The following is a 24,660-nucleotide window of genomic DNA, read 5'->3' on the forward strand; positions in this document are numbered from 1 at the left end:
TCTCCACACAGATTAATCGGGTAATGCATCAGCTGCTCAGCAGCACTAACGGCGCACTTGAGGCCGCCTCATCCAGCGCGATGTAATCGCCAATCGTCACGGTTTCGCCACTCCATAAGTTGCGATAGTGACGATGGGCGAGTGACTCGGGCAGTACCACTTCGGTTTGCGTCCACTGCGCGTTGTCAAAACTCAGGCGCGGCAGAATGACCAGCAGCGCGTGGTTACTGTCCTGACGCGCAAAGGCGATGACTTTCTCCTGATGTTCACCGCTGACGTCCAGCGGCTGATAATCGCCCACACGGAACAGCTGCGGATAATCGCGGCGCAGATGCAGAAGGCGTGCAATCACCTGTTGTTTCAGTTTGCCGCTCAGCCAGTTTTGCGCGTCGTTGAAGTCGGGCGAAGAAGACTCTTCCAGCTGCTGCTCCAGCAGCGCGAAGTCCGGCGTGCGGCGGTTGTCGGGATCGACCAGGCTGAAATCCAGCGCTTCGCTACCCTGATAGATATCCGGCACGCCCGGCGCGGTGAGTTTAATTACCGTTTGCGTCAGGCTATTGATTAATCCGGCCTGAATAAACGGTTGCAACGCGTGGCTGAAATCGCTGAGGAACAACTGATTGGCCGGTGAAAGCAGATGACGCGCGTAATCCAGCACCGCTTTTTCGTAGGCGTCGTTGCTCTCTGCCCAGTCGGTGCGCAGTTTGGCTTCGCGTAACGCTTTTTCGACAAAAGGAATAAAGCGCTCTTCGAGTTGGCTGGCATCCTGCGGTTGCAAGGTGGTCGGCCACACGCCAGCTAACGCCTGATACAGCATCCATTCCACTGCCGGTTCCGGTGCGGCGCCATCGTCCAGTTCCACTACCTGCGCCTGATTAATCTGCCGCCAGCGCGCTACGTGTTCCGCCCACAGCGCGGGTGCTTCGCTTAGCGTATACAGCCGCGCACGCGCATCTTCACCACGTTTGGTGTCGTGGGTTGAGGTGGAAGAGATGCCATCGGGCTGCTGTTGCAGCCGCGTTTGCATCTCGCTGTGGAAATGCGCCAGCGAGAAGGCGTGCGGCAGCGGTTCTGCGCCCACTTCATTGATGGCTAACGCGACGTGATTGCGGAAGAACAGCGTGTCTTCCACCGATTTCGCCATCAGCGGTCCGGTCAGCTGCTGGAAGCGCATGCGGAATTCGTGCGCGTCTTTTTCGCTCTCTTCGGAAACCGCGCCCAGCAGCATCGCCTGCAGCAAACTCAACACCGTTGGCGACGCGCTGTTTTTCACCGTTTCCAGCACCTGTTGCAGCAGCTCTTCGCCTTCGAGCGGCATGCCGTCCTGCTGGCCGTAGGTGCGATACACCGGGAAGGCGATGAGGATTTCGCGCAGTGCGACGTGCAGTTCCGCTTCGCCAAGGTTGCGATGTTCAGAACCGGCAATCTGCGTCGCCAGCTTAAGCAGACGCGCAAACTCACCGGCAAAATTGCGGTCAACCATCAATTCACGCGCCACGCGCAGTCCGCCTTCAACATCGTTGCGTTGTCCGGTGGTGGCTTCATAGGCCAGATGCAGCGTATCGATCTGCGAATCATCCACCAGCGCGTGCGACAGCGCGGCAATAAATTCGTAGCCGGTGGTGCCGGAAATGGGCCAATCGTCAGGGATCTTTTCTCCTTCGGCGAGGATCTTTTCCACCGTGATATAGCAATCCGGGCCGGTGGCCTGGCGCAGCTGGCGCAAATAGCCTTGTGGATCGGCAAGGCCATCAACGTGATCGACGCGCAGGCCGCTGACCGCGCCCGAGCGCACCAGTTCAAGAATCAGCCGGTGGGAATCGGCAAACACCGCTTCATCTTCAACGCGCACGCCGACCAGACCGGTGATCTCAAAGAAGCGGCGATAAGAGAGCTCGCTGCGTGCATCGCGCCAGCTCATCAAACGCCACGGCTGCTGCTCATGCAGTTCAGCAATCGCTTTGGCTTCAGTCATCGCCAGCACCTCGTCGGCGCGATCCTGCCAGCTGGCGGGCGTCAGCGGGTAAAAGCTGTCGTAATACGCCAACGCGGGATGGCCAGTTTGCGGATGCGCTTTAATGCTCAGCTCACCGTTTTCCAGCACGTTCTCGAAGCTGTCGCCGAGAAACGGCAGCGTCAGGCGGCGCGTCCAGTCGATATCAAAATGATTGGCATAGCGGCTGCTCTCGCCATACTCGATCACATCACGCCACCAGGCATTCTCCAGCGAGGCCGCCATGTGGTTCGGTACGATGTCGAGAATCAAGCCAATCTCCGCGTCCTGCAACGCCTCAACCAGACGATTAAAGCCGTCGCGGCCGCCAATCGCCGGTTCGATCTCATTGGCATCGATGACGTCGTAACCGTGGGTGGATTCGGCGGTGGCGCTAAATATCGGCGACGCGTAAAGATGGCTGATGCCAAGGCGTTGCAGATAGGGCACCAGCGCCGCGGCGCGATCAAACGTCATGCCGTTGCGAAACTGAATACGATACGTCGCGGTTGGAATACTCATTTTGTTGCTCCCTGATCCAAACGCACCACGATGGCGTTTTGTGATAATGCTTCAGTTTCTTGCGGCCAGGCGAAAATCGTGCGACCTGGCGTGGCGGGTAAAGGTTGCGTCTGCTTGCCGATATTCAGCGCCAGCGACAGTTCGCCTTGTGGGAAATGCCAGCTGACGGCCACAAAGCCTTCAGCGGTGGCGAGCACCTTGCCGCTGTTGCCGCCCGCATCGGCCAGCAGCGGCACGATATATTGCTGACGCAGCGCCAGCAGCTCGCGCGTGAGCGCCAGCCAGCTCTGGCCTTCAGGCGTTTGTAACTTATCCCAGTCAAGTTTTGAGCGGGCAAAGGTCTGCTCGGCGTTGGGATCCGGCACCTCTTCGTCATGCCCGGCGTGCCCGGTGAACTCCTTCGCGCGCCCTTCACGCACCGCTTTGGCCAGATCGCCGTGGAAATCGGTGAAGAACAGGAAAGGATTCGTTTCCCCATACTCTTCGCCCATAAATAGCAGCGGAATATGCGGCGACAGCAGCAGCGTCGCCAGCAGCACTTTGGTGCGATCGCTGCCCGCCAGGCTGAGCAAACGATCGCCCTGCGCGCGGTTACCCACCTGATCATGGTTCTGGATGAAATCAACAAACGCCACCGGCGGCTGGCTGGCGCTCGGCACGCCGCGCCGCTGCCCACTCTGCGGTGAAAGTTCGCCCTGATAAGCAAAGCCTTCAGTCAGCACTCGCGCCACCAGCTTCTCCGGCACGTCGGCGAAATCTTCGTAATAGGCATGAGTTTCACCGGTTGCAAACACGTGCACCGCGTTGTGGAAATCATCGTTCCACTCACCGGTAAACAGCGGCGCGTTGCCCTGTTTGTCACGCGGATGCAGGAAGATAACGTTGCGGCAATCTTCGGTGGTGAGATGAATAGGGCGCTCGGGTATTTCCTGACGGATGCGTTCGGCAATCTCAATCAGCGCATGCTTACTGGAGCTGTCTTCAATCTGGTCAATGGCATCAAAACGCAGGCCATCAAGATTAAATTCCTGCAGCCAGTAGAGCGGTGCTTCGACAATGTAGCGCCGCACAGCATCGACATCATATGCAATGCCTGCGCCCCACGGCGTCATGCGTTCCTGGTGGAAAAACGCCGGCGCCAGCAGCGGCAGGTAATTGCCTTCCGGGCCAAAGTGGTTGAGCACGATATCCAGCACCACCGACAAACCGTGCGCGTGCGCGGCATCGATAAAGGCTTTGAAATCATCCGGCGATCCGTAAGCCGCATGCGGAGCGTAGAGCAGCACGCCGTCGTAGCCCCAACCGCGATTGCCACCAAACTGCGACACCGGCAGCACTTCCAGCTGCGTGATGCCTAATTCGGCCAGCCACGGCAATTTAGCTATCGCCGCCTGGAAAGTGCCTTCGGGCGTGAAGGTACCGATGTGCATTTCATACACCACCGTTTCATGCCACGGACGACCTTGCCATTCGGTGTGCTGCCAGCGATAGCTTTGGGGATCGACTACCAGTGAAGGGCCGTTAACATCAGCCTTTTGCGCACGCGCGGCGGGATCCGGCACCACCGTGCCATCGTCCAGCACAAAGTTATACTCTGCACCGGGCGCCACGCCGCTGACTTGCAGCTCAAACCAACCGTCGCCTGCGTCGAGCATGGCGGTGTCGTTATCGGCAAGTCTTAAGGTGATGTGCTGCTGCCCTGGTGCCCAAACACGAAAACGGACGCTGTCATCAGCAAGAATCTCAGCGCCCCAGGATTTTTCAAATGATCTGAATTCCATTCAATTGCCTCGTTTAGCCCACGCAGGGGCAATGGACGACATCAAGCGATTCGCTACTGGCTGAAAACGATAAATAATTTGGGATGAAAGTTAGGTCGGACAACAAATCATAGTCGATATTTTGGCGTTTTCTGGCGCGCGCGAGAGGATTTCAGGTGGGTTTGAGAAATTATCGAATAAGCGGGGGATTTTTACGCTTCGGTTAGATGAAGTCGCCATGAATGGCGTAATGCTGCTCAGTTAAGCGCCGAGCGACTTTCGTTCGCCCTATGCTGAGGCAGTTGCAGTGTCTTCGTGCGGCGACCGAGCAGAGGACGCCTGGCCGCGCCCTCTGCACTCCCGGGCCTTGCGCCAGCCCAACCCGCCGCTGCGCGGTGCCTTCACTCATTCACAATTCCTGACGGACCGGCGGCGATTCGCTCCTGCTCAGCGCCGCCTCTCGCCGCATCCCTGCGGCTCGCCCTGGAATCCCTCATTCGTTCAGCGGATTGGGATGTCGCCTCAACATCCGCGCTGCCGCAGTCGTGCGTATTCTTAACTCAAAATCGCTTTAAATCCGACTGCGACCTTTGTTAATGCCGACTCGAACCTAAGCCGGTTTATGCTTAACCTTGCGTTTACGCAATTTATCGATCAAACGATGCGCTTCCGCTTCTGTTGCCACCGCAGGCGATGAACCTTTCAGCGGTTTGCGGGCCGTTTCACTCAAGGTTAAAACCGTCAGTAAACCAATAATACCGGCACCGATCATGTAATACGCCGGCATCAGATTATTGTGCGTGGTATCCACCAGCCAGGCGGTAATCAGCGGCGTGGTGCCACCAAATAGCGAAACCGATAAGTTAAAACCAATTGCCAGCGCGCTATAACGAATATCGGTGACAAATAGCGCCGGTAACGTTGCCGGCATGGTGCCGCTGAAACAAGTATGCAATAAGCCCAGAATCGCCAGTCCGGCAAACACCAGCAGCATATTGCCGGAACCAATCAACATATAGCTCGGAATTGCCAGCACGATTAAGCCCAACGCGCCTAAACCAATCACCGGACGGCGACCAATGCGGTCGGTGAGATATCCCCACATTAACGTCAGCGGCATCATGATAAACATAATCACCATCACCAACATCAGGCCGGATAATTCACTCATTCCCAGCACGCCAGTTAAATAGCTCGGCATATAGGCGGTCAGCATATAATTGGAGACGTTGAACAACAGCACCAGACCAATGCATTTCAGCAGCGGTTTACGTTGATCGCGCAGCATCTGCCACACGCTCAGGCGCGGTTTGTTGTGCTCCATCTCTTCGCGCTTATCCATGTGATCTTTAAACGCGGGCGTCTCTTCCAGCTTTAAGCGGATATACAAACCGAACAGACCCAACGGCGCGGCGAGGAAGAACGGCACACGCCAGCCCCAATCCATCATGGTTTGATGCGGTAAGAAAGCGATCATTGCTGTCACCAGGCTGGCGCCCAGCAGATAGCCACCCAGCGTACCGAACTCAAGGAAGCTACCCATAAAGCCGCGACGTTTGTCGGTGGAGTATTCCGCGATAAAGGTCGCGGCACCGCCATATTCACCACCGGTGGAGAACCCTTGCAGCAAGCGCGCCAGCAGCAGAAGAATCGGCGCAGCGATACCAATGCTGGCATAGCTCGGAATCAGACCGATACAGAACGTACCGATCGACATCATGATCATGGTTAACGCCAATACCTTCTGACGTCCAATGCGGTCGCCGAGTGGACCAAACACCATGCCGCCAATCGGGCGCACTAAAAACGCCGCGGCGAAAGTACCGAACGAAGCGATCAGCTGCGCGGCAGCGCTGGCATCGGCGAAGAAGACCTGGCCAATGATCACGGCGAGATAGCTGTAAACGCCGAAGTCAAACCACTCCATCGCATTACCCAATGCGGCGGCACCGACCGCGCGTTTCAGCAATTTGTTGTCGATAACGGTGATGTCATCAACGGTCAAGCCACTGGCTGTGGCTGAGTGTGTTGTATCCGTTCCTGTGCTCATAAATTCCCCAGTTGAGAAAATGGCGCGATCTTATAGCTTTCGCAGCCGTAATTTCATAAATGGAAAAGAAAGCTATAAGAGGCAGAAGAAGCGCAAACCCTAGTAAAGATTTTAACATCTCGCAAGTTGGCAGGATAAAACACGGGTAGATAGCATGCTTGAGGGAGGTCGCCATGGATGGCGACCGTGAATGTAGATGATCAGCCTGGCCCCTCACTACCGGCCGCCAGCAGCGGGACAATCACATCGCTGATTGGCGTGGAAATACCGCGCGCCCGACCATAACGCTGCACGACGCCGTTGCGGATATCCCACTCCAGCGGACGGTCGGCCTGGCGGTCGGCAAGGATCGAGGTGCCTAAATCAGTCGGTGCGCGGTGGAAGCGTTCTACAATCTCCTGCGGCACCTCATCGTTTAACGCGGCACCTTCAGCGCGCGCTACCGTCAGGCACTCCTGCAAATAGGCCAGCGCCAGCGCGCTGATGTCGTCGCGCTGGAACATACCCGCACGACGATTCGACAGCACCATTAAACCGGCAACCGCGTTTTGCAGCAGTTTGCGCCAGGCAATGGTCAGGAAATCGGCGGAGAGATCGACCGCGCAGCGTGTGTCGCGCAGTGCCGCAACCACCAACTCAGCGTGAGGTGTTTTCGGCAGCGTCAGGCGCGGCTTTTCGCGCAGCCACACCGAGGCGTCCGGTTCGCGCTGGGCCGGGAACCACACCACCGACGGCAGCACGGTCGCGCCATTGACATAGGGCGCGAGTTGGCTTTTCTGCTCCACGCCATTCTGCAGCGCGCACACCACGGTATTTTCATTACACAGCGCCGCCAGCCAGGGCGCGGTATCCTCAACCTGGGTGGTTTTCACCGCCACAAACACCAGATCGAACGGCTGGGCTATCTCGGCGGGATTGGTGAGCACCGGGCCGGGAACAATAATTTTGCCGCTGTCGTGACGCAACTCCAGCTGCGGATGTGCGGTACGCCCGCAAATCGTGGGCGTGCGTCCAGCTTCATGCAGCGCCGCTGCGATGGTGGTGCCAATCGCGCCCGGTCCAATAAGGGCGATGGTGGGATTCTCAGACATCTTATTAAGCTCCTGATTATCAAAATGCTTGCAGGGATCGTAGCGGCGCAATTCATTGCGCGATAAATCGCGCCGCTACGGGATAGGCTTTGATTGGAAAGCGTACGATGACCTTAATTGTTTAGCAGCGAAGAATAGCCGTTTACAGCACAGTTATGTGCTGTTTCCGCAGCAGTTGGCACATTTCGTCATCGGGTTGAGCATCAACGATCAAGGTGCTGGCCAGTGATAATTCGCCGATGGCAAACGCCGAAGCGGAATTCAGCTTCTCATTCGACACCATCACCACCGTTTCCGCCGCGCGTGCGGAAAGCGCACGTTTCACCCCGGCCTCTTCGTAGTTGCCAGTGGTTAATCCCGCCGTTTTGTGCACGCCGGTCACGCCCATGAAGAACAGATCGGCATTAATCCGCGCAATGCCTTCCAGCACCGCCGCACCCACCGCCACCACCGAATGGCGATAGAGCAGGCCGCCAATCATGATCACGTCAACCTGCGGATAATCCACCAGCGCCACGGCAATGCTTGGGCTGTGCGTCACCACGGTAAATGCCAGGTCCGGCGGCAGCAATTTCACCATCTCGGCGGTGGTAGTGCCGCCATCGATAATCACTACCTGGCCGGGCTGGATCAGCTGGACCGCTTTCTGCGCGATAAGGCGTTTAGAGCTAATCTGCACGCTTTTGCGTGTTTCAAACGGTGCAATAGCGGCAGAAACCGGCAGCGCACCGCCGTGTACACGTTGCAATAATCCTTCGGCGGCTAACTCACGCAGATCGCGGCGGATTGAGTCTTCCGACACCGCAAAGCGCTGGCTAAGCTCGCTCGACATCACCTGTTTTTCTTCGCTCAGAATGGCGAGGATGTGCTGTTTACGTTGGCTGGAAAGCATTATTTTCTCATTCATGTTTTTGCTTGTATCTGCACGATTATGCATGTTAGCGTAGATTTTGTCACCTATCGCCGGGCAAATCGTGCAAAAAAACGCTTGCCCACACCATCGAATTTTTGGAGAAACGCAATGTTGATTCTTATAGCAGGGCCCGTACGCAGCGGCACCAACGGCAATCAAGTGTTAATTCATGAAAACATTAAGAAATTAGACCAGATTGCCCTGCAGGTCTACCAGCGCGGACATACGCCGGTGATCGGTGAGTGGCTGGCGTTGCCGCTGGCGAGCGCCGCCGGTTCGCAGACAATTGGCGATGAAATCAGTGAATCTTTTCTCTATCCGGTGGCGCATCGTTTGATTCACTGTTGCGATGCTATTTTACGCATTCCGGGCGCGTCGCAGGGGGCTGATAACGATGTGCGGATTGGCAAGGAGCGGGGGATGGCGATCTTTACCCAACTGGATGAGATTCCGGTGATTGAGCGTTAGATTAAGCGTGGTCGCCATGAATGGCGACCCGATAAAATATCATTTATTACTCGTGATAAATCTGGCTGCGTCCGCCATCAACCAGGATATCGGTGGCATTGATGAAGCGCGCTTCGTCCGAGGCGAGAAACAGCGCGGTATATGCCACTTCCTGCGGTTCACCAATACGTTTGCACGGTAGCAAAGCGGCCTGCCGTTCACGCTCGGCTTGCGGATCGGGACAGCTTGCCAGCCAGGCTTCAGCGGCGGGCGTCATGATCAAACCCGGAGAAATGCTGTTAATGCGAATGCCCTGGCTGGCGTACTCCACGCCCAGCGAACGCGTGAGGCCAATCAAACCGTGCTTGGCAACCGGATAGGGAAACGCGCCGGGAATGATTTTGTGCCCGTGTACCGACGCGACGTTAACGATATTGCCGTACTGGCGCGCCAGCATGCCCGGCAGCACGCTGCGGATCAGGTTGAAGGGTCCTTTCAGATTGACCTCCATACAGCGCTGCCAGTCGTCATCTTCCAGCGCCAGCGGATCGCGAAACACATTCACGCCCGCGCAGTTGATCAGAATATCAATCGGGCCCAGCGCTTGCTGCGCTTCGCTCACCGCCCGCTGCACCTCCTCGGGTTGCGTGACATCTGCGCTATAGGCAAAACAGTGTTGGCCACTTTGCTGCTTCAACTCTGCCGCCAGCGCTTCGGTGGTTTCACCGTCAAGATCGAACAGCGCCACGCGAGCACCTTGTTGCGCAAAAAGTGTAGCGATTGCGCTGCCTATGCCGCTGCCAGCACCGGTGATAAGCGCGGTTTTATTAGGTAATCGTGATGACATAATCGCCTCCTTATGAAGATGCCGGTAATGCCAGCCAGTCTGGAAAGTACAACCTGCTCTCGCCGCGCTGCACGGTAATCATTGGCCATTCGCCACTGCGCGTTAAGGCTTCGCAGCCCTCAGCGGTAAGTAAAAAGGTATCTTCGCTTTTTACGCCGCTGAGCGTGGGATTCCACGCCACGGCAATATCAGAATGAATATCGCCGCGCGTATCTGGCGTTAGGATCACGTCGCGGCAACCATAACCCGCCGGGCCGCCCTGATGATGATCGCGCCACGCATCGCCATGTCCGTGCCGCTGATAGGCATCTTTAATTGCCTGAAATAGCGTTGACCAGCTTTGGCCCGGCTGCGTTGCACAGAGAATATCGGCGTGGATCTGGCACAACGTGTTGAGGCGCTGGCGTAATGCGGGTCCAGGTTGGCCGATATGCACTAACCGCGTCAGGCTCACGTGCAGCCCGTGGCGCTCGGCGCCGAGCGTGATCAGCATGTGTTGTTGCAGCTTTTTCTGCGTGGGCACCGGGTGTTTGAACGCGCTAATACGCTCATCAGCCGCCACTAAGGTGCACATCGGACGAATACCGCGTGCCAGACAGGCTGCCACAATCTCGGCCTCTACCTGCCATTCCGTCACGCCTGCTTGTAACTGACGCGCCACGCCTTCGACAATCTGCGCGGCTTCACGCCCCAACGCTTTAAATCGCTGCTGCTCGTTGCTGTTCAGGCCCTGTCGCAGTGCGACCATCGCTTGTTGAATATCAGACATGCCGTTTTGCGGCGTATCGCTGCCGAATTTGCCCTCAGGCAACAGGGTATTTAACGATTGAAACCACGGATAGCTCAGCGTTTCACAGGCAAACGGCAGCGATTCTTCGGCGAGGATACGCGGCATCTCATTTTCAGGGGCGAGCAGTAAAACCTTGTCCTGCGTGATGAGCAAGCTGGCCACGCCGACTTCGGCGCGTTCCACTACGTAAAAACTGGCACCGTCGGTCAGCCAGGCGATGTTATCGCGCCGGGTAAGCAGCACACCATCGAGTTGCCAGGAGGCAAGTACGCGCTGCAGGCGGGATAATTTTTCACTCATAAGCGTGCTCCTTTTTCTCGCTCTGCTGCCTCTGCAACATCAGTTCAGCGGCGCGATGGGCCACTGCCATCACAATAGCATTGGTGTTGCCGCTAATAATGTTGGGCATCATTGAGGCATCGACCACGCGCAGGCGGTTAACGCCGCGCACGCGCAGGTCATCGTGTAACACCGCCAGCGGATCGTTATCGTGGCCCATGCGGCAAGTGCCGACCGGGTGATAGCCGGTTTTCACCATGCGCTTGCAGTGTTCGGCAATCTTTTCATCTGACGTAATCTCTGCACCGGGGAAAATCTCTTGCTGCACCATCGCGCCGATGGGCGTCGCGGTGATGACCTTACGCGCAAAACGGAAACCGGCGATGGTGCGCGCCAAATCGTCGGGATGACCAAAGATTTGTGTATCGATAATCGGCAAGCTGCTGGCGCTGCTATCGCGCAGCGTGACCTCGCCGGTCGCTTTGGGGCGCAGCAGCAGCGAATTGACGGTAACGCCATGGCCGGGATCGGCGCCCATCACGTCGCGGTCGAGATACACCGTAGGCACGCAAAACATCTGAATCGTTGGCGTGGCGCCGAAATCGATTGGGTCAAAGAAGGCGCAGGTTTCCACGCCGGTGGTGGTGACCGGACCGGTTTTGAACAACATATATTGCAAGCCGGCTTTGACCATCGGCCAGCCACGATCCTGACCATAATAGCCAAACGCACCGTTGGTGCTGGCCACCACCGGCACTTCATAGTGATCCTGCAAATTCTTGCCGACACCCGGCAAATGCTGACGCAGCGTGATGCCATGCTGTTTTAGCTGGGCTTGTGGACCGATGCCGGAGAGCATCAGCAGCTTCGGCGTTTGATAGGCACCGGCAGCCAGAATCACCTCTTTACGCGCGCAGGCACGTTGCGGATGGCCATCCTGTGTGTAGCGTACGCCGCTGGCATTTGCGCCCTCAAACAGGATCTCTTCTACCTGCGCGCCGGTGACGAGGGTCAAGCGCGCGTCATGGCGCAGCGGCGTAATAAAGGCATCCACCACGCTGCAGCGCTGGCGCGTTTGACCGTTAATGGTGTGCTGCATAAAGCCTACGCCAAACGGATTGCCTGTATTGAAATCCGGCGTGTAAGGAATGCCCAATCCCTGCAGAGTTTTCACATAAGCGCGGCTAAGTGGGCTGAAGTGGCCGAGATGCGACACTTTCATTGGCCCGCCGATGCCGTGATGGGGCGCGCCGAGATGATCGTTATCCTCGATGGCGGTAAAGTGCGGCAGCAGCGCATCCCACGACCAGTCGATGCCCTGATTGCCGAGTGCGCTGTTCCAGTCGGCGTAATCCTGGCGATGGCCGCGCATATACACCATTGCATTGACCGTCGAACCGCCGCCCAACACTTTCGCCTGCGGCACAATCACGCCGCGTCCGTTGAGCTGTGGCTGCGGCTCGGTCTGGTGCATGGTGAGGAATTTGTCGCTGGCGAGAAACTTCATGTAACCTGCGGGCATCTTTAGCACCGGGTGATACTCATCGCGCCCGGCTTCCAGCAGCAGCACGCGCGCGTTGCCTTCCGTGACTAACCTGGCGGCGACGATACAACCGGCGCTGCCGCCGCCCACCACAATGTAATCAAACTCTTTCATGGTTCTCTCTTTACTCTGAAGCGACAGAATCTAAACGACGCAGGCGCTGCGCCTCGGGATTATGCTGCTCGCCGGGATCCAGTGGGCTGAGCAGGAAGCACCAGGAAACCAGGGCGCTGATCAAGTACAAAGCGGCGTAACCCCACACCACGCCCGAGGTGCCAAACAGTGCGTTAAAGGCGCCATAGAGCGCGGGGCCAAAGAAAGTGGAAAGCCCGGCAGCAAAGCAGTAAATCGCCATCGCGTTACCTTTATCTTTTGGCTGGCACAGGGAAGAGAACAGCGCGGCAGCGGGAACATAGCCGCACAAAGTGATGCCATATAAACACGCGCAGATGACGCTGAGGACAAAGCTGCCGTGGCTCCATTGCGGCACAAAATACATCAGCAACATTGAGATGCCGGAACCGAGTCCACCAAATACTGTCAGCACCTTGCGCCAGCCGATGCGATCGCTGAGCTTGCCGACAATGGGATTAAAACTCATGCCGACTAAACCCATGATGGTGATCAGGCTGAGGTATTCGGTTTGCGTAAATCCAATCTGCTCGGTGAAAAAGCCTGGCAGGAAAATAAAGAAGCCGAAGTAAGGCGTGGTGTTGATGATACGAACCACGGCAGCCGCGGCGATGCGCGGTTCACGCCACAAAATATCGATGCCGCCCATCAGCGTGCGCGCAACGCTCTGCTGACGGTGTTGCTCATCGAGCAACGACTGATAGCCGCTGCGTTCTTTCAGCGCGATCACCATGACCAGCAACCCCAACACAACCAGCCCAAGCGAAAGCCAGAACGTGGCATATTCACCAATCAACTGTATTGAGAAGATCGCCACCAGCGATCCCAGCGTGGGCAAGCCGCCGGTAAACGCCAGCCAGAACCAACCGGTTGCTGAACCGCGCATATCGGCGGGTGCGGCGGCCTGAATCCACACCAGAAACGCATAGGCAAACATGGGGTAGGCAACGCCGCGCAAACCGTAGGTTAACGCCAGCAAGGCCACGCTATGGGAAGGCAAGGCGATGGCGAGGAACAGCACTTCAAACACAATCCAGATCACACCGCCTGCCAGCATCACTTTGCGCGGGCCAATGAGTGTGGAGAGCGAACCGGCCAGCCACGAACCGAGCGTAACGGTGACGCCGTAGAAGGCGATCACCGCCGCCGCGATATTGAGTGAGAAACCATTTTCATGCAGGTAAGGCGCCAGATAGTTCGACTCCACGCCATCGCCAATCATAAACAGCAATACAGCGACGTAGCCCCAGGCCAGCGCGGGTGGAATGCCGAGGCGGATCAGCCACGGATGGTTTGCAGGTGATGTTGTCATGTTCAATGTCTCTTGAGAGGTGAGGATATTTTTTTGTTATTGGGATGAGCACGAACTTTAAGGCAACGGTAGTAAAGAGGATGGCGAAACCATCACAAAAGACAGTAAACTCTGTTTAGTAAACGGGGCGTATTGGGTGTGATGGAGACAAAATGAAGCCGGTGGGTTTGAACAATTTGCAGGTGCGAAAACATAATAAGGCGCTGTTTATGTCGCTGATGTGGCGGCATAAGCAACTCAGTAAATCTCAATTGGCACACCTCAGCGGCTTAACCATTCCAGCCACCAGCAAAATTTTGCAGGCGCTGCTGGATGAAGGAAAACTGCAACACTCTGAGGCGCTAATGAGCGCTCGCGGTAACAGCAATGGCAGTTTTGAACTGCCATCCAACGGAGCCTGGACGCTGTGTTTATGCGTCAAACCGAGCAGCATTGAACGGCAACTGGCCGATGCGCAGCTGGTAGCGCAGGGAGAATTTGAGCAAGTCGCCATCAAAGCGGAAACGCCGGAAGCATTACTCAGTGAGATTGAGGCGGTGTGGCGGAAAACCTGCAAACAGTGGCCGAAGCGACGCATTAATCTGGCGCTGGCAGTGCATGGTCAGGTCGATCCGGTCACCGGTGTGTCACAGCATATGCCGCAGGCCGCGTGGAAAACGCCGTTGCAGTTGAAATTTCTGCTGGAGGAGAAGCTCGGCGTGGAAGTGCGTGTGGATAACGACTGCGTGATGCTGGCGCTGGCTGAGAAGTGGTTAAATCGCAATGCGCTCAGCGAATTCTGCGTCATCAATGTGGATTACGGTATCGGCTCATCATTTGTGATCAACGGTGAGATTTTTCGCGGCAATTTGTACGGCAGCGGCCAAATCGGCCACACCATCATTGAGCCTAACGGCCAGCGCTGCAGTTGCGGACGTCAGGGTTGTCTGGAAACGGTGGCCTCACTCAGCACCTTAAAACAGGCGGCTCATCAGCGCGATCCCGAAGCGCCGCAGCCCAGTAGCACGCAGTTATTGCAAGCGTGGCAAACGGGCGAACCCTGGATTGTAGCGTGGGCACAGCGCGCCGCCGAAGCGATTGGTATGAGCTTATATAATTTTCTCAACACGCTGAATATTAATCAGATTTGGTTATATGGTCGCAGCTGTACCTTTGGTGACAGTTGGTTGCAAACCATTGTGCGACAGATCGATTTTAATCCGTTCGATCCGCGTGATGCGTTGAAAAGCAAAGGCACCAATGTGCATTTTGGTCAGTTGGATCGGGCGCGGCAGGTGCTGGGGATTGGTTATTTGTATGTGGAGGCGGAACCCAGTGCGGCTTGAGAGCGTGGTCGCCATAAATGGCGACCTAGAAAATAGCTTTCAGACCTGCGCCATACCGCCATCGACGAACAGCTCAGCGGCGTTAATAAAGCTGGACGCATCGGACGCTAAAAACGCCACCACTTTGCCAATTTCGCCAGGTTCGCCAAGACGACCTAACGGCACCTGCGCCGCCAGCGCATCAAACAATCCTTGCTGCTGATCTTCCGGCACCAAACCACCCAAACCTGGCGTGCGCACCGGGCCGGGACTCACAACGTTAACGCGAATACCGCGATCTTTCACATCCAGCGCCCATGAGCGGGCAAAGTTGCGCACCGCGGCTTTACTGGCGCTGTATACGCTGAATCCGGCAGTACCCTGAACCGATGTGGTGGACGAGGTGAGGATCACCGAGGCATTGTCACTCAGTAGCGGCAACGCCTTCTGCACGGTAAACAGCACGCCGCGCACGTTGGTGCCAAAGATACGGTCAAAATGCTCTTCGGTGATGGCGCCAAGCGGCAGCATGTCGCCGCCACCGGCGTTGGCGAACAGGATATCGAGACGGCCTGCTTGTTTGGCGATTTCTGCGTAAACGTTGTCGAGGTCGCTTAGCACCGCAGCATCAGCGCGAATACCGCTGGCGCTGGCACCGATGCTGGCGACTGCCGCATCAAGCTCCGCCTGACGACGACCGGTGATAAACACGCGTGCGCCTTGTGTCGCCAACTCCTGCGCGGCTGCCAGACCAATGCCAGTTGTGCCGCCGGTTACCAATGCGATTTTGCCGTTGAGTGCGTTCATGTTTGCTTCTCCAATGGGTGATGAGGTTTTGATGACTGCGTTGCAGTGCATGAGAAGCAATCTATCTTCACGGCGTTTGCTGATAAATGGTGTAAAATCGAAATGACTATTTCTATGTGTGGATAATTTAAGGCGGCGGAAAACAGCATGGATCAGTTATTGGCGATAAAGGCCTTTGCGCGCGTCGTCGAAGCGGGCAACTTTACGCGTGCGGCGGATTCGCTCGATATGCCGAATGCCACGCTGAGCAAACTGGTGCAGGAACTGGAAGCGCATCTCGGCATTCGCTTGCTGCAACGCACCACGCGGCGCGTCACGGTGACGCCAGAAGGGCGCGATTACTATGAAAAAGCGCTGCGCATCGTGCGCGATTTGGAAGATATCGATCACTCGTTTAATGCGGAAAGCGCCAAACCTGGCGGCTATCTGCGTATTGATATTGGCGGCTCAACCGCGCGCGATGTGTTGATTCCGGCGCTGCCCGATTTCATTGCCCGCTATCCGGACATTCGTATCGATCTTGGCGTTGCGGATCGCGCGGTGGATTTGATCAGCGGTAACGTCGATTGCGTGATTCGCGGCGGTCCGCTTAGCGATTCGTCGCTGGTGGCGCGTCATTTAGGGGATGCGGAGATGATTACCTGCGCCGCGCCGGGCTATCTGAAAACCTATGGCGTACCGGCTTATCCGCAGGAGCTGAAAAATGGTCATCGCATGGTGAGCTATTTGTCACCGCAGAGCGGCAGGGCGTTTCCGTTTCGTTTTACCCAGGGCGAAGAGCAGCTTGAGATTAAGAGTGAGCATCGGATTGGCGTCAATGAAAGTAACGCGCATTTGGCGGCAGCGGTTGCGGGTTTAGGGATTATTCAGACCTTCCGCTATGCAGCGGCAGCAGATTTACAGGCGGGAAAATTGGTTGAGATCCTGGCGGCGTGGCGTCCGGGGAATTATCCATTTCATGTGGTTTATCCGCAGAATCGTCATCTTACGCAGCGATTACGGGTATTTATCGGATGGCTGAGGGACGTGTTTCCTGAACGATTGAACGGGTAGAGCGGGATCGCCACGAATGGCGACCCCAAAGATGATTACAGCGTGCCGGTGCCGCCATCAGAGCACCACACCTGGCCGGAGGTGAAGCTGTTTTTCACATCGGCAAACGTGACGTACAGCGGGGCGATTTCAGCCGGTTGTCCCGGACGACCCAGCGGTGCGGATTCACCGAACTTCTCCACTTTCTCTTGCGGTTGTCCGCCGCTCACCTGCAGCGCGGTCCAGTACGGGCCAGGCGCAACCGCGTTGACGCGAATCTGCTTTTCACCCAGCTGTTTCGCAAGCGCTTTGGTAAACGCGACAATCGACGCTTTGGTCTGCGCATAATCCAGCAGGATCGCGCTTGGCTGATACGCCTGCACCGACGAGGTGTTGATGATGGACGATCCAGCTGGCAGATATTTCAGCGCCGCTTTGGTGATCCAGAACATCGCATAGACGTTGGTCTTAAAGGTGGCGTCAAAATCTTCAGTAGAGAGTGTCAGGATGGATTCATTAAACTGCTGACGTCCGGCGTTATTCACCAGAATATCCAATCCGCCTAGCTGCTCAGCCGCCTGATCCACCAGCTTCTGACAGAACTCTTCCGAACGAATATCACCCGGAATCGCCACCGCTTTGCGGCCTTCGGCTTCAATCAGTTTTACCACTTCTGCCGCATCAGCCTCTTCTTCCGGCAGGAAGTTGATGGCGACATCAGCACCTTCGCGGGCATAAGCAATTGCCACGGCGCGGCCAATACCGGAATCACCACCGGTGATCAGCGCTTTACGACCGGTCAATTTACCGGTACCACGATAGCTGGTTTCACCATGATCGGGGCGGGGATCCATTTTACTCGCCAAACCCGGCATCGGTTGCGTCTGCTTTTTAAATGGCGGAACCGGATACGTTTCAGTAATAAGGGTTTTATTTGTGGTTTGCGATGTCATATATATCTCCTTGTCGCATGAGGTGAATAAACTAAGCCTGGCATAAATGTGATGTTTGTCACGTTAGAAAGTGAGCAATCAGATTTATTAAGACGAAACGGTAAACGAAAGGGGGTTAAAAAGTGCAGCAGTAACGTGAGGTAATTAACAATATTTATCGAGGTGCGACTGCAGAAGGGGATAATGCTTAGGGCGTCCGTGCCCTGGCGGATTTCCAAGGTGCTATGTGCTATTTAAAACATGGTTGGCTACTTCTTGCCGCCTTTCTTACCTGCTTCTGATGCTTTAGCGGGGTCATCTTTGAAACTACCACCGCTTTTTTCTCCGCCTTTTTTACCGGCTTCTGATGCTTTCTTTTTATCGTCAGCAAAATTACCGGAACCGCCTCTATGCTCAGCCATAAAACATCCTCTCGTGAGTTGTTGTTGCATGGCGGAAATAAGGGCTTCAACGCCATGCCCGTGCTGCAATTTAAGATTAGCGAGGTTCGGATTAATCACAAGCGGAGCGGAAGTGATTATTTATTGCTCGCTGGCGGGATGTTAATAAAATAAGTGCCGCTATAAGGAATCGGTAAGAAATCACGAAAAATCTGCTGCAAGGTCTTTTCGGGTTCCAGGTCCGCAAACAGCTGGGGATAGAGTGTTTTAGCCATAAATTCTGTCGCCGCAATGTGCCACGGACTGAGGTAGAAATTCATCCAGATCACCGCCGAGTGACCATTTTTCAATGCCGATAATTCGCGTAAACCGTTTTGCTGCGCGGTGAGCTGTTTGAAACTAGTCAGCACGGTTTCGGGTGCCACGTCTGGCCCTAATTTCAGTAAGCCCTGCGAGGCGTTATCGCCAAAGCCGGTAGCAAAATAGTACTGCGGCTGAGCGGCAATCACGCTCTCTTCACTCAGGCGACCAAACACGCCGTGCTGGGTTTTGTTGGCGATATTGTCGCCGCCCGCCGCGTTCAGTAATTCGCCGAGGCTGCCGTTGATCGCTGTCACGCAACATTCGTTACGGCGTCCAAGATGCAGTTGCAGCAGCACCGACGGTTTCGCGCCCTGATAGCTGGCTAAGCGATCATGTATCACCTGCATATGCTGCTGGTAGAAACGATTAAACGCTTCTGCCCGCGCCTGCTGATTCAGCACTTCGCCAAATATCTCCACGCTGCGGCGGGTGTTTTTCAGCAGATGCACGCGCAGATCGATCTTCACCACCGGAATGTGCGCCGCTTTCAGCATGGTGACCAGGCGCAGGTCGGCATCATCGTAGCGTGCCAGACTCGGCAAAATCACCACGTCCGGTTTCAGCGCCAGAATCTGCTCGGGATTAATTGCGTTCGGCCCGCCGGCACCCAGCGACGGAATTTTCAGCATCTGGGGAAAGTGACGGGCAAAACTGTTCCAGGTTTGGCTGTCGTACTTCTTCAGATCCTGCGGCCACGCCACAATGTGCTGAAACGGATCGCCGGGCTCCAGTAACGCCAGCGTATACAGCATGCGGCTTTCACCCAGCACGATACGCTGCGGACGATCGGGGATTTCAACGCGATTACCGTCGATATCGGTGATGGTTTTTGCCCAGGCCACGCTGTTGAGCACCAGCAGAAAACAGGCCAGTACCACCAACATCGGGCCGGACAAGCCTGGCGCACGTCGTACAACTATCGAATCAGAATTCAACGCTGGCCTCGAGCATCAGGTTGCGGGTTTCTCCTTCACGCACGCGCAGATTGCCGCCGCTGGAGGTGTAATAATGTTTGTTGAACAGGTTATTCAGATTGAGCTTCAGCTGGGTTTTCTCGCCAAACAGCTGATTGTTCCAGGTGACAAAGCTGTCCGCCACCACATAATCGGGCAGGGTAAAGCTGTTTTCCGGATCGCCGGCGCGCGTTCCCACATAGCGCGCACCGCCGCCTACGCGGAAATCGCCCGGAATGCCGGAGATCGCCAGATTATGGCTCAGATAGAGCGCGCCTGCGTGGCGCGGCGCATTCTGCAGGCGATTGCCGTTATTAGCCGCGTTAACACCGTCATCCACGATCTCGGCTTTGTCGTAGCTGTAGTTGGCGCTGAGATCCCAGCCCGGCAGCACTTCGCCATTTAACTCAAATTCCGCGCCGCTGGAGCGCGCTTTATTAATGGCGCGCGTGGTGCCGTTAATGCTTAGCGACATATCGCGCTCGTTGATGCGATACAGCGCGACGCTGGCAAACAGCTTCGGCGAAATCTGCCACTTGCTGCCGACTTCCCATGTGGTGCCCTGTTCCGGTTTACCGACGTTGCCATCATCATCAACATCGGTCGATGGTGTGAAGGATTTACTCACGCTGGTGTAGAGCGAAACGTCCGGCGTCACTTTGTAGATCAAACCGGCCTGCGGCAGGAATTTGTTGCCTTCGCTGTCCAGCGTTTGCACCACCGGATCGAAACCTTTCGAGGCGCGTTGCTCGTAATGCTGATAGCGTCCGCCCAGCACTGCAATCCAGTTTTCCGTCAGGCTGATGCTGTCTTTGGCATAGATTGAACGGCTGTGCGTGCGGTTGAGGTTATTGGCGTTAGCGCTGTTTTCGGTGCTGCTGTTGGTAACAGGCGACAGAATATCGTACTGCGGATCGGTGAAGTTGAAACCGGTGTTGGCTTTGCCCTGATACTGATGCGCGCGATAGGTTTGGATCATCTCGTAATCGGTGCCCAGCACCAGATCGTGCGTCATCCCTAATACTTGCTGTGAGCCGATCACGTCCCACGAAACGTATTTGGTTTTATGGTTAAAACCGCGATTGGCATCGGCACGACGCGTCACCACGCCAGTGTTAGCATTGACCGCCGTGACGCGCACTTCATTATTATCGTATTGACGCTGGTTCCAGCCGAGCGTGACGCGCGTGCTCCAGTCATCATTAAACTGCCAGTCATAATGGGCGTTGAGGGTTTTGTTGTGGCCCCATGCATGGTTGGCTTTGTCATCCAGACGATCTTTGTAGCCCATATCCAGCGGCTTACCGTTGATGAATGCGGTGCCGCGATCGTAAGGAATGTCGTACTGATAATCTGAATAGCTAATCAGGAAGCTGGCTTGCTCACCAAACCACTGCAGCGAGGGCGCGATCAGCGTGTGCTTTTCGCTGCCGAAATTGCGCCAGTAATCCTGATTCTGTTTCTCCGCAATCAGGCGGAAGGCGAAGCCGTTGCCAAGCGGTCCGGTGACATCCACCGTGCCCGCGCCACCGCCTTCACTGGAGGTTCGGCCGCTGACTTTGCTGTGCCACTCATACTGCGGCTTTTTACTTATCACATTGATTACGCCACCCGGATTCTGGATGCCGTACAGCAGCGATGCGGAGCCTTTCAACACCTCAACGCGCTCAGTGGTGGCATCAAAGTTCAAACCCTGGCTGCTGCGCACGCCATCGCGATAGATCGAACCATCCGAATTGCTGCCAAAGCCGCGACGCACGAAGCCATCTTCGGTGCCGGCCAGCGTGTTGCCTTCCGTAACGCCGCTGACAAAACGCATCGCGTCGGCAAGACTCGACGCCTGATAATCCTCCAGCTGCTGCTGCGTAACCACGCTGACCGACTGCGCCTGGTTAATGCGCGGCGTAGAGGTTTTACCGCCGATCGCGCTATTAGTGACGTTGTAACCTTGTGCGTTATCTTCCTGCGCCGAAACGGTGAGCGTGTTGCTCTCCTCGGCGGCAAAACTGCTGGTGGAACCCCAAATGCTGACGCCGTAAATCGCAGCCAGAATGGCGGGATGGCGTTGAGATTTAAAAGCCGACGGCTTGTTGTTATTCATTCTTTATTAACCTGGTGCAATGCAATTGAGAATCATTCAACCATGTTGTAATGTAGTAGTAAATGGAAATGATTACGAAGCCGTTACATTTTTATTATCTTAAATTCATTGGCTTACATCTTAGATCTAAGTAGTAAGTGGGTAATTCACTACAAACCTTCAGTAAAACTCTGACACTTTAAAGAGCAATCAGCAGATGAGTCGAAATAGCATTAAAAGTCGTGTGGATTTGCTGGGTGAACGCTATCGGTTACGCGCACCGACATTATCATCCGGTCTGCAAGCGGTGGCGCGTTACATCCACGACCATCGCGAGGTGGTGTTGGATGCCACGGCGCTGGAAATTGCCAGGGCCACTAACACTTCGGATGCGACGGTGGTACGCGCGGTGCAGGCATTAGGTTTTGCCGGTTTGCGCGATTTAAAAACCACGTTGAACGCCTGGTTTGGACCGGCGATGAACTCTGAAGAGAAGATGAGCGCCACCGTCAGCGAACTGTCGTGCGATATCAATTCCGGCATCAATTTTGTGTTGAGCGGCCATAAACATGCCTGCGATACGCTGTCTGAACCGCACAATCGTGAAGCCGTCGCCAAAGCGGTAACGCACTTGATTGACGCGCGTCAGGTGGCGCTATTTGGCATTAATGCCTCCGGGATTTTGGCGGATTACAGTGCGCGTCTGTTCACGCGCATTGGTATTCCGGCGGTAACGCTCAATCGCTCTGGGATTGCGCTGGCGGAACAGTTGATTGGGCTGCAACGCGGCGATGTGCTGATTATGATGGCGCAGAAGTCGGCGCACCGTGAAGGCATGACCGCGCTGAAAGAGGCGAAGCGTCTCGGCATGCCGGTGATTTTGCTCACTAATGCGCTTGATTCGGCTTTCGCTAAACAGGCGGATGTCATTATTAACGTGCCGCGCGGCGGCGAGAATGGTCGCATGCCGCTGCACGGAACGGTGTTGGTGTGTCTGGAGATGTTGATATTGTCGGTGGCTTCCGCGACCTCATCGCGTACGGTAAAAACCATGAAGCGTATTCAGGATCTCAATCGATCGCTGAAGCCATCCGGCAAAAAGTAACGCTATTTGCTGGCGCTGCTGTTTACAGCGGCGCGTTTGCCAAAGCCGTTGCTGGTCACCAGCCACACCGCGCAAACAATCAGCAGCGAACCGCCGATAAAACCCTGATTGATCTGCTCGCCCAACACTAACCAGCCCCACAAAATCCCGAACGGCGGAATCATAAAAGTGACGGTCAGCGTGCGCAGCGGGCCAATATCGGCCAGCAGACGGAAATAAATAATGTAGGCCAGCGCGGTACAGATAAACCCAATCGCCAAAATAGAAGCCCACACTTCCGGGATTTGCCAGCTGCTGGCGGGCGTTTGCGGAGCACTAAAGGCAAAGACCGGCAGTAAAAACAGCGATGCACCCAATTGGCTGCCAAAAGCCACTTTGGTGGCATCCAGTCCGCCGCGTGCACCAATCCAGCGCTTGGTCAGGAAACCGGCAAATCCATAACAGGCGGTGGCGACCAGGCAAGCCAGAATCCCTCCAATTAAGGTAGTGCTCAGATGCGCTTCGCCGGTGGTGCTGATGACAATGATGCCGCTGAATCCGGCTATCATGCCGAGAACTTTGGTGATCGTCAGTTTTTCATCGAAAAACGCCGCACCAATGATTACGCCCATCAACGGTGTGGTGGCGTTAAGAATTGCGGAATAGCCCGCCGGTAGCACGCGCGCCGCCAGACAATACATCAGGAACGGAATCGCTGAGTTGATAACGCCCAGCAGCATCGCCCAACCTAATTTGCCCTCAAAGCGGCGTGGAATGCGCATCATCGCCATGATGATCAGTAAACCCAACATGCCGCAAAACACGCGTAAAAACGCGGTGTTCACCGCGCCCAGCGCCGGTACCGCAATGCGCATAAACAGAAAACTGGCACCCCAAATCCCCGCTAAAAGCAGCAGCCGCAACAAATCCGATGTTCGCATAAGTTTCACAATTGTTAAGAAAGAGTCGCGCACAGAATAGCAAATAACCCGCTCCGTCGGGCCGTTATTAACGGCGACTGATTACCGCTTTGCAGAAATATTCCCAGGCAGCGCAATCATCAGTTAGTATTTAGGAATTGATCATTTCCTAAAAGAGCGGAGAGCGAAAATGTCAGCATCAGTTATCAAATACGCACAGGGCTGGACGCAACCATTCAACGCGTTAGACGGATTTTCCCATCATTACGCCACGGTCGACGGCGTGCGTTTGCACTACGTCAGCGGCGGCAATGCAAATGGAGAAACGTTGCTGCTGCTGGCGGGATTTCCGCAAAGCTGGTTCGCCTGGCGCCAGGTGATGGCGCTGCTGGGCGATCGCTATTTCATTATCGCGCCGGATTTACCCGGTCAAGGCGACTCGGATAAACCGCTCAGCGGCTACGACACCACATCGCTGGCGCAGAATATACAGGGCTTGATGCAGCAATTGGGTCATGAAAGCTATTACCTCGCCGCGCACGACGTCGGCGCGTGGGTTGCCTGGCCGTATGCCACGCTGTTTAGCGATCAGGTGAAGAAACTGGCGCTGCTTGATGCCGGTATTCCTGGCGTGACGTTGCCAGAATCGCTGCCCGCGACGCCGGATAAAGCGTGGAAAACCTGGCACTTCGCATTCCATCTATTACCGGATTTGCCGGAGGCGCTGATAGAAGGGCGCGAAGCGATCTATCTCGAATGGTTCCTTAAACGCAAAGCGGCCAGTCCGATGGTGTTTGGCGATGAGGACATGGCGGAATATACCCGTTTGTTACAGCAGAAGGGCGCGATACGCGCCGGAATGGCGACTTATCGTGAAGTGACGGTTTCGGCGGCTCAAAACCGTGCTTTGCTGAAAGAGCGCGGCAAATTAGCGTTGCCGTTACTTGCGATCAGCGCCGATCAGGGTTCGATTCCGGATATGGCCTTACCATTGCGTGAATTCGCTGCGGATGTGACGGGAATTAAGATCGCGCACTGCGGTCACTTCATTCCGGATGAGCAACCGCAGGCGCTGGCAGAGGCGTTGGGTGAGTTTTTTAATTAA

General features: G+C 55.7%; 20 protein-coding genes. 5 read left to right on the forward strand and 15 right to left on the reverse strand.

Translation table 11 applies throughout. The annotated features are described in order from the left end of the window. Positions 1-28 precede the first annotated feature (28 nt). From treY to MWH02_RS08220, 5 genes are all read right to left on the reverse strand, one after another. Entirely contained in the window at positions 29-2,515 is a 2,487-nt protein-coding gene (treY, locus tag MWH02_RS08200) for a malto-oligosyltrehalose synthase (protein WP_110867173.1), read from the reverse strand. Further along, positions 2,512-4,296 carry a malto-oligosyltrehalose trehalohydrolase gene (gene treZ, locus MWH02_RS08205; RefSeq protein ID WP_271460302.1) on the reverse strand — a complete coding sequence of 595 codons (1,785 nt, stop codon included), beginning with the start codon at positions 4,294-4,296 and terminating at the stop codon, positions 2,512-2,514. Before treZ ends, treY begins: the two co-directional genes overlap by 4 nt. A gap of 589 nt (positions 4,297-4,885) precedes the next feature. Then, positions 4,886-6,325: a glycine betaine/L-proline transporter ProP gene (gene proP / locus MWH02_RS08210; RefSeq protein WP_101761326.1), complete on the reverse strand. Its 1,440-nt coding sequence runs from the start codon at positions 6,323-6,325 to the stop codon at positions 4,886-4,888. A gap of 200 nt (positions 6,326-6,525) precedes the next feature. Next, positions 6,526-7,416 (reverse strand): oxidoreductase, encoded by an 891-nt coding sequence (locus MWH02_RS08215; RefSeq protein WP_271460303.1) that lies wholly within the window; start codon positions 7,414-7,416, stop codon positions 6,526-6,528. 142 nt (positions 7,417-7,558) lie between these two features. Then, positions 7,559-8,308: a DeoR/GlpR family DNA-binding transcription regulator gene (locus tag MWH02_RS08220; protein ID WP_271460615.1), complete on the reverse strand. Its 750-nt coding sequence runs from the start codon at positions 8,306-8,308 to the stop codon at positions 7,559-7,561. Between the two features lie 129 nt (positions 8,309-8,437). Between MWH02_RS08220 and MWH02_RS08225 the strand changes: the two genes are divergently transcribed. Further along, the gene (locus MWH02_RS08225) at positions 8,438-8,797 is read left to right on the forward strand and encodes an NUDIX hydrolase (protein WP_271460304.1); all 360 of its coding nucleotides are present in this window, start codon (positions 8,438-8,440) and stop codon (positions 8,795-8,797) included. 46 nt (positions 8,798-8,843) lie between these two features. Here MWH02_RS08225 and MWH02_RS08230 read toward each other — a convergent pair whose 3' ends face one another. From MWH02_RS08230 to MWH02_RS08245, 4 genes are read right to left on the reverse strand one after another with little or no spacing between them, the layout of a single operon-like run. After that, a complete protein-coding gene (locus tag MWH02_RS08230) occupies positions 8,844-9,623 on the reverse strand; it encodes an SDR family oxidoreductase (protein ID WP_271460305.1) in 780 nt (259 codons plus the stop codon). 10 nt (positions 9,624-9,633) lie between these two features. Further along, the gene (locus tag MWH02_RS08235) at positions 9,634-10,713 is read right to left on the reverse strand and encodes a M24 family metallopeptidase (RefSeq protein ID WP_271460306.1); all 1,080 of its coding nucleotides are present in this window, start codon (positions 10,711-10,713) and stop codon (positions 9,634-9,636) included. Then, positions 10,706-12,349, reverse strand: coding sequence for a GMC family oxidoreductase (locus MWH02_RS08240; protein WP_271460307.1), 1,644 nt, complete (start codon positions 12,347-12,349; stop codon positions 10,706-10,708). Before MWH02_RS08240 ends, MWH02_RS08235 begins: the two co-directional genes overlap by 8 nt. Before the next feature lie 10 nt (positions 12,350-12,359). Beyond that, positions 12,360-13,679: an MFS transporter gene (locus MWH02_RS08245; RefSeq protein WP_271460308.1), complete on the reverse strand. Its 1,320-nt coding sequence runs from the start codon at positions 13,677-13,679 to the stop codon at positions 12,360-12,362. A gap of 152 nt (positions 13,680-13,831) precedes the next feature. On the opposite strand from MWH02_RS08245, the gene MWH02_RS08250 reads away from it, so the two are divergent. Further along, positions 13,832-15,004: an ROK family protein gene (locus tag MWH02_RS08250; RefSeq protein ID WP_271460309.1), complete on the forward strand. Its 1,173-nt coding sequence runs from the start codon at positions 13,832-13,834 to the stop codon at positions 15,002-15,004. Positions 15,005-15,043: 39 nt separating this feature from the next. On the opposite strand, the gene MWH02_RS08255 is transcribed toward MWH02_RS08250, so the two are convergent. Continuing rightward, positions 15,044-15,790 (reverse strand): SDR family oxidoreductase, encoded by a 747-nt coding sequence (locus MWH02_RS08255; RefSeq protein WP_271460310.1) that lies wholly within the window; start codon positions 15,788-15,790, stop codon positions 15,044-15,046. 147 nt (positions 15,791-15,937) lie between these two features. Between MWH02_RS08255 and MWH02_RS08260 the strand changes: the two genes are divergently transcribed. Then, entirely contained in the window at positions 15,938-16,843 is a 906-nt protein-coding gene (locus tag MWH02_RS08260) for a LysR family transcriptional regulator (RefSeq protein ID WP_210080217.1), read from the forward strand. A gap of 35 nt (positions 16,844-16,878) precedes the next feature. Here the strand turns inward: MWH02_RS08260 and MWH02_RS08265 are convergent, their stop codons facing one another. The 4 genes from MWH02_RS08265 to MWH02_RS08280 all read right to left on the reverse strand — a co-directional run bounded on the left by MWH02_RS08265 (position 16,879) and on the right by MWH02_RS08280 (position 21,572). Then, entirely contained in the window at positions 16,879-17,775 is an 897-nt protein-coding gene (locus tag MWH02_RS08265; protein WP_101761337.1) for an SDR family oxidoreductase, read from the reverse strand. A 248-nt stretch (positions 17,776-18,023) separates the two neighbouring features. Next, positions 18,024-18,176: a con-10 family general stress protein gene (locus MWH02_RS08270; protein ID WP_101761338.1), complete on the reverse strand. Its 153-nt coding sequence runs from the start codon at positions 18,174-18,176 to the stop codon at positions 18,024-18,026. 116 nt (positions 18,177-18,292) lie between these two features. After that, positions 18,293-19,402, reverse strand: coding sequence for an ABC transporter substrate-binding protein (locus MWH02_RS08275; protein ID WP_271460616.1), 1,110 nt, complete (start codon positions 19,400-19,402; stop codon positions 18,293-18,295). Positions 19,403-19,442: 40 nt separating this feature from the next. Further along, complete coding sequence (locus MWH02_RS08280) at positions 19,443-21,572, reverse strand: TonB-dependent siderophore receptor (RefSeq protein WP_271460311.1); 2,130 nt, start codon at positions 21,570-21,572, stop codon at positions 19,443-19,445. A gap of 196 nt (positions 21,573-21,768) precedes the next feature. On the opposite strand from MWH02_RS08280, the gene MWH02_RS08285 reads away from it, so the two are divergent. Continuing rightward, positions 21,769-22,656: a MurR/RpiR family transcriptional regulator gene (locus tag MWH02_RS08285; RefSeq protein WP_217548007.1), complete on the forward strand. Its 888-nt coding sequence runs from the start codon at positions 21,769-21,771 to the stop codon at positions 22,654-22,656. A 2-nt stretch (positions 22,657-22,658) separates the two neighbouring features. On the opposite strand, the gene MWH02_RS08290 is transcribed toward MWH02_RS08285, so the two are convergent. Continuing rightward, a complete protein-coding gene (locus MWH02_RS08290) occupies positions 22,659-23,576 on the reverse strand; it encodes a DMT family transporter (RefSeq protein ID WP_271460312.1) in 918 nt (305 codons plus the stop codon). A gap of 169 nt (positions 23,577-23,745) precedes the next feature. Between MWH02_RS08290 and MWH02_RS08295 the strand changes: the two genes are divergently transcribed. Then, on the forward strand, positions 23,746-24,660 hold the full coding sequence (locus tag MWH02_RS08295; protein ID WP_271460313.1) for an alpha/beta fold hydrolase: 915 nt from the start codon (positions 23,746-23,748) through the stop codon (positions 24,658-24,660).

Origin of the sequence: Pantoea leporis (assembly GCF_028048155.1) — a bacterium.
Lineage (GTDB): Bacteria > Pseudomonadota > Gammaproteobacteria > Enterobacterales > Enterobacteriaceae > Pantoea > Pantoea leporis.

Excerpts from the sequence above, each read along its gene's own strand:
- treY (WP_110867173.1), bottom strand. The coding sequence starts at position 2,515 with ATGAGTATTCCAACCGCGACGTATCGTATTCAGTTTCGCAACGGCATG.
- treZ (WP_271460302.1), bottom strand. The coding sequence starts at position 4,296 with ATGGAATTCAGATCATTTGAAAAATCCTGGGGCGCTGAGATTCTTGCT.
- proP (WP_101761326.1), bottom strand. The coding sequence starts at position 6,325 with ATGAGCACAGGAACGGATACAACACACTCAGCCACAGCCAGTGGCTTG.
- MWH02_RS08215 (WP_271460303.1), bottom strand. The coding sequence starts at position 7,416 with ATGTCTGAGAATCCCACCATCGCCCTTATTGGACCGGGCGCGATTGGC.
- MWH02_RS08220 (WP_271460615.1), bottom strand. The coding sequence starts at position 8,308 with ATGCTTTCCAGCCAACGTAAACAGCACATCCTCGCCATTCTGAGCGAA.
- MWH02_RS08225 (WP_271460304.1), top strand. The coding sequence starts at position 8,438 with ATGTTGATTCTTATAGCAGGGCCCGTACGCAGCGGCACCAACGGCAAT.
- MWH02_RS08230 (WP_271460305.1), bottom strand. The coding sequence starts at position 9,623 with ATGTCATCACGATTACCTAATAAAACCGCGCTTATCACCGGTGCTGGC.
- MWH02_RS08235 (WP_271460306.1), bottom strand. The coding sequence starts at position 10,713 with ATGAGTGAAAAATTATCCCGCCTGCAGCGCGTACTTGCCTCCTGGCAA.
- MWH02_RS08240 (WP_271460307.1), bottom strand. The coding sequence starts at position 12,349 with ATGAAAGAGTTTGATTACATTGTGGTGGGCGGCGGCAGCGCCGGTTGT.
- MWH02_RS08245 (WP_271460308.1), bottom strand. The coding sequence starts at position 13,679 with ATGACAACATCACCTGCAAACCATCCGTGGCTGATCCGCCTCGGCATT.
- MWH02_RS08250 (WP_271460309.1), top strand. The coding sequence starts at position 13,832 with ATGAAGCCGGTGGGTTTGAACAATTTGCAGGTGCGAAAACATAATAAG.
- MWH02_RS08255 (WP_271460310.1), bottom strand. The coding sequence starts at position 15,790 with ATGAACGCACTCAACGGCAAAATCGCATTGGTAACCGGCGGCACAACT.
- MWH02_RS08260 (WP_210080217.1), top strand. The coding sequence starts at position 15,938 with ATGGATCAGTTATTGGCGATAAAGGCCTTTGCGCGCGTCGTCGAAGCG.
- MWH02_RS08265 (WP_101761337.1), bottom strand. The coding sequence starts at position 17,775 with ATGACATCGCAAACCACAAATAAAACCCTTATTACTGAAACGTATCCG.
- MWH02_RS08270 (WP_101761338.1), bottom strand. The coding sequence starts at position 18,176 with ATGGCTGAGCATAGAGGCGGTTCCGGTAATTTTGCTGACGATAAAAAG.
- MWH02_RS08275 (WP_271460616.1), bottom strand. The coding sequence starts at position 19,402 with ATGTTGGTGGTACTGGCCTGTTTTCTGCTGGTGCTCAACAGCGTGGCC.
- MWH02_RS08280 (WP_271460311.1), bottom strand. The coding sequence starts at position 21,572 with ATGAATAACAACAAGCCGTCGGCTTTTAAATCTCAACGCCATCCCGCC.
- MWH02_RS08285 (WP_217548007.1), top strand. The coding sequence starts at position 21,769 with ATGAGTCGAAATAGCATTAAAAGTCGTGTGGATTTGCTGGGTGAACGC.
- MWH02_RS08290 (WP_271460312.1), bottom strand. The coding sequence starts at position 23,576 with ATGCGAACATCGGATTTGTTGCGGCTGCTGCTTTTAGCGGGGATTTGG.
- MWH02_RS08295 (WP_271460313.1), top strand. The coding sequence starts at position 23,746 with ATGTCAGCATCAGTTATCAAATACGCACAGGGCTGGACGCAACCATTC.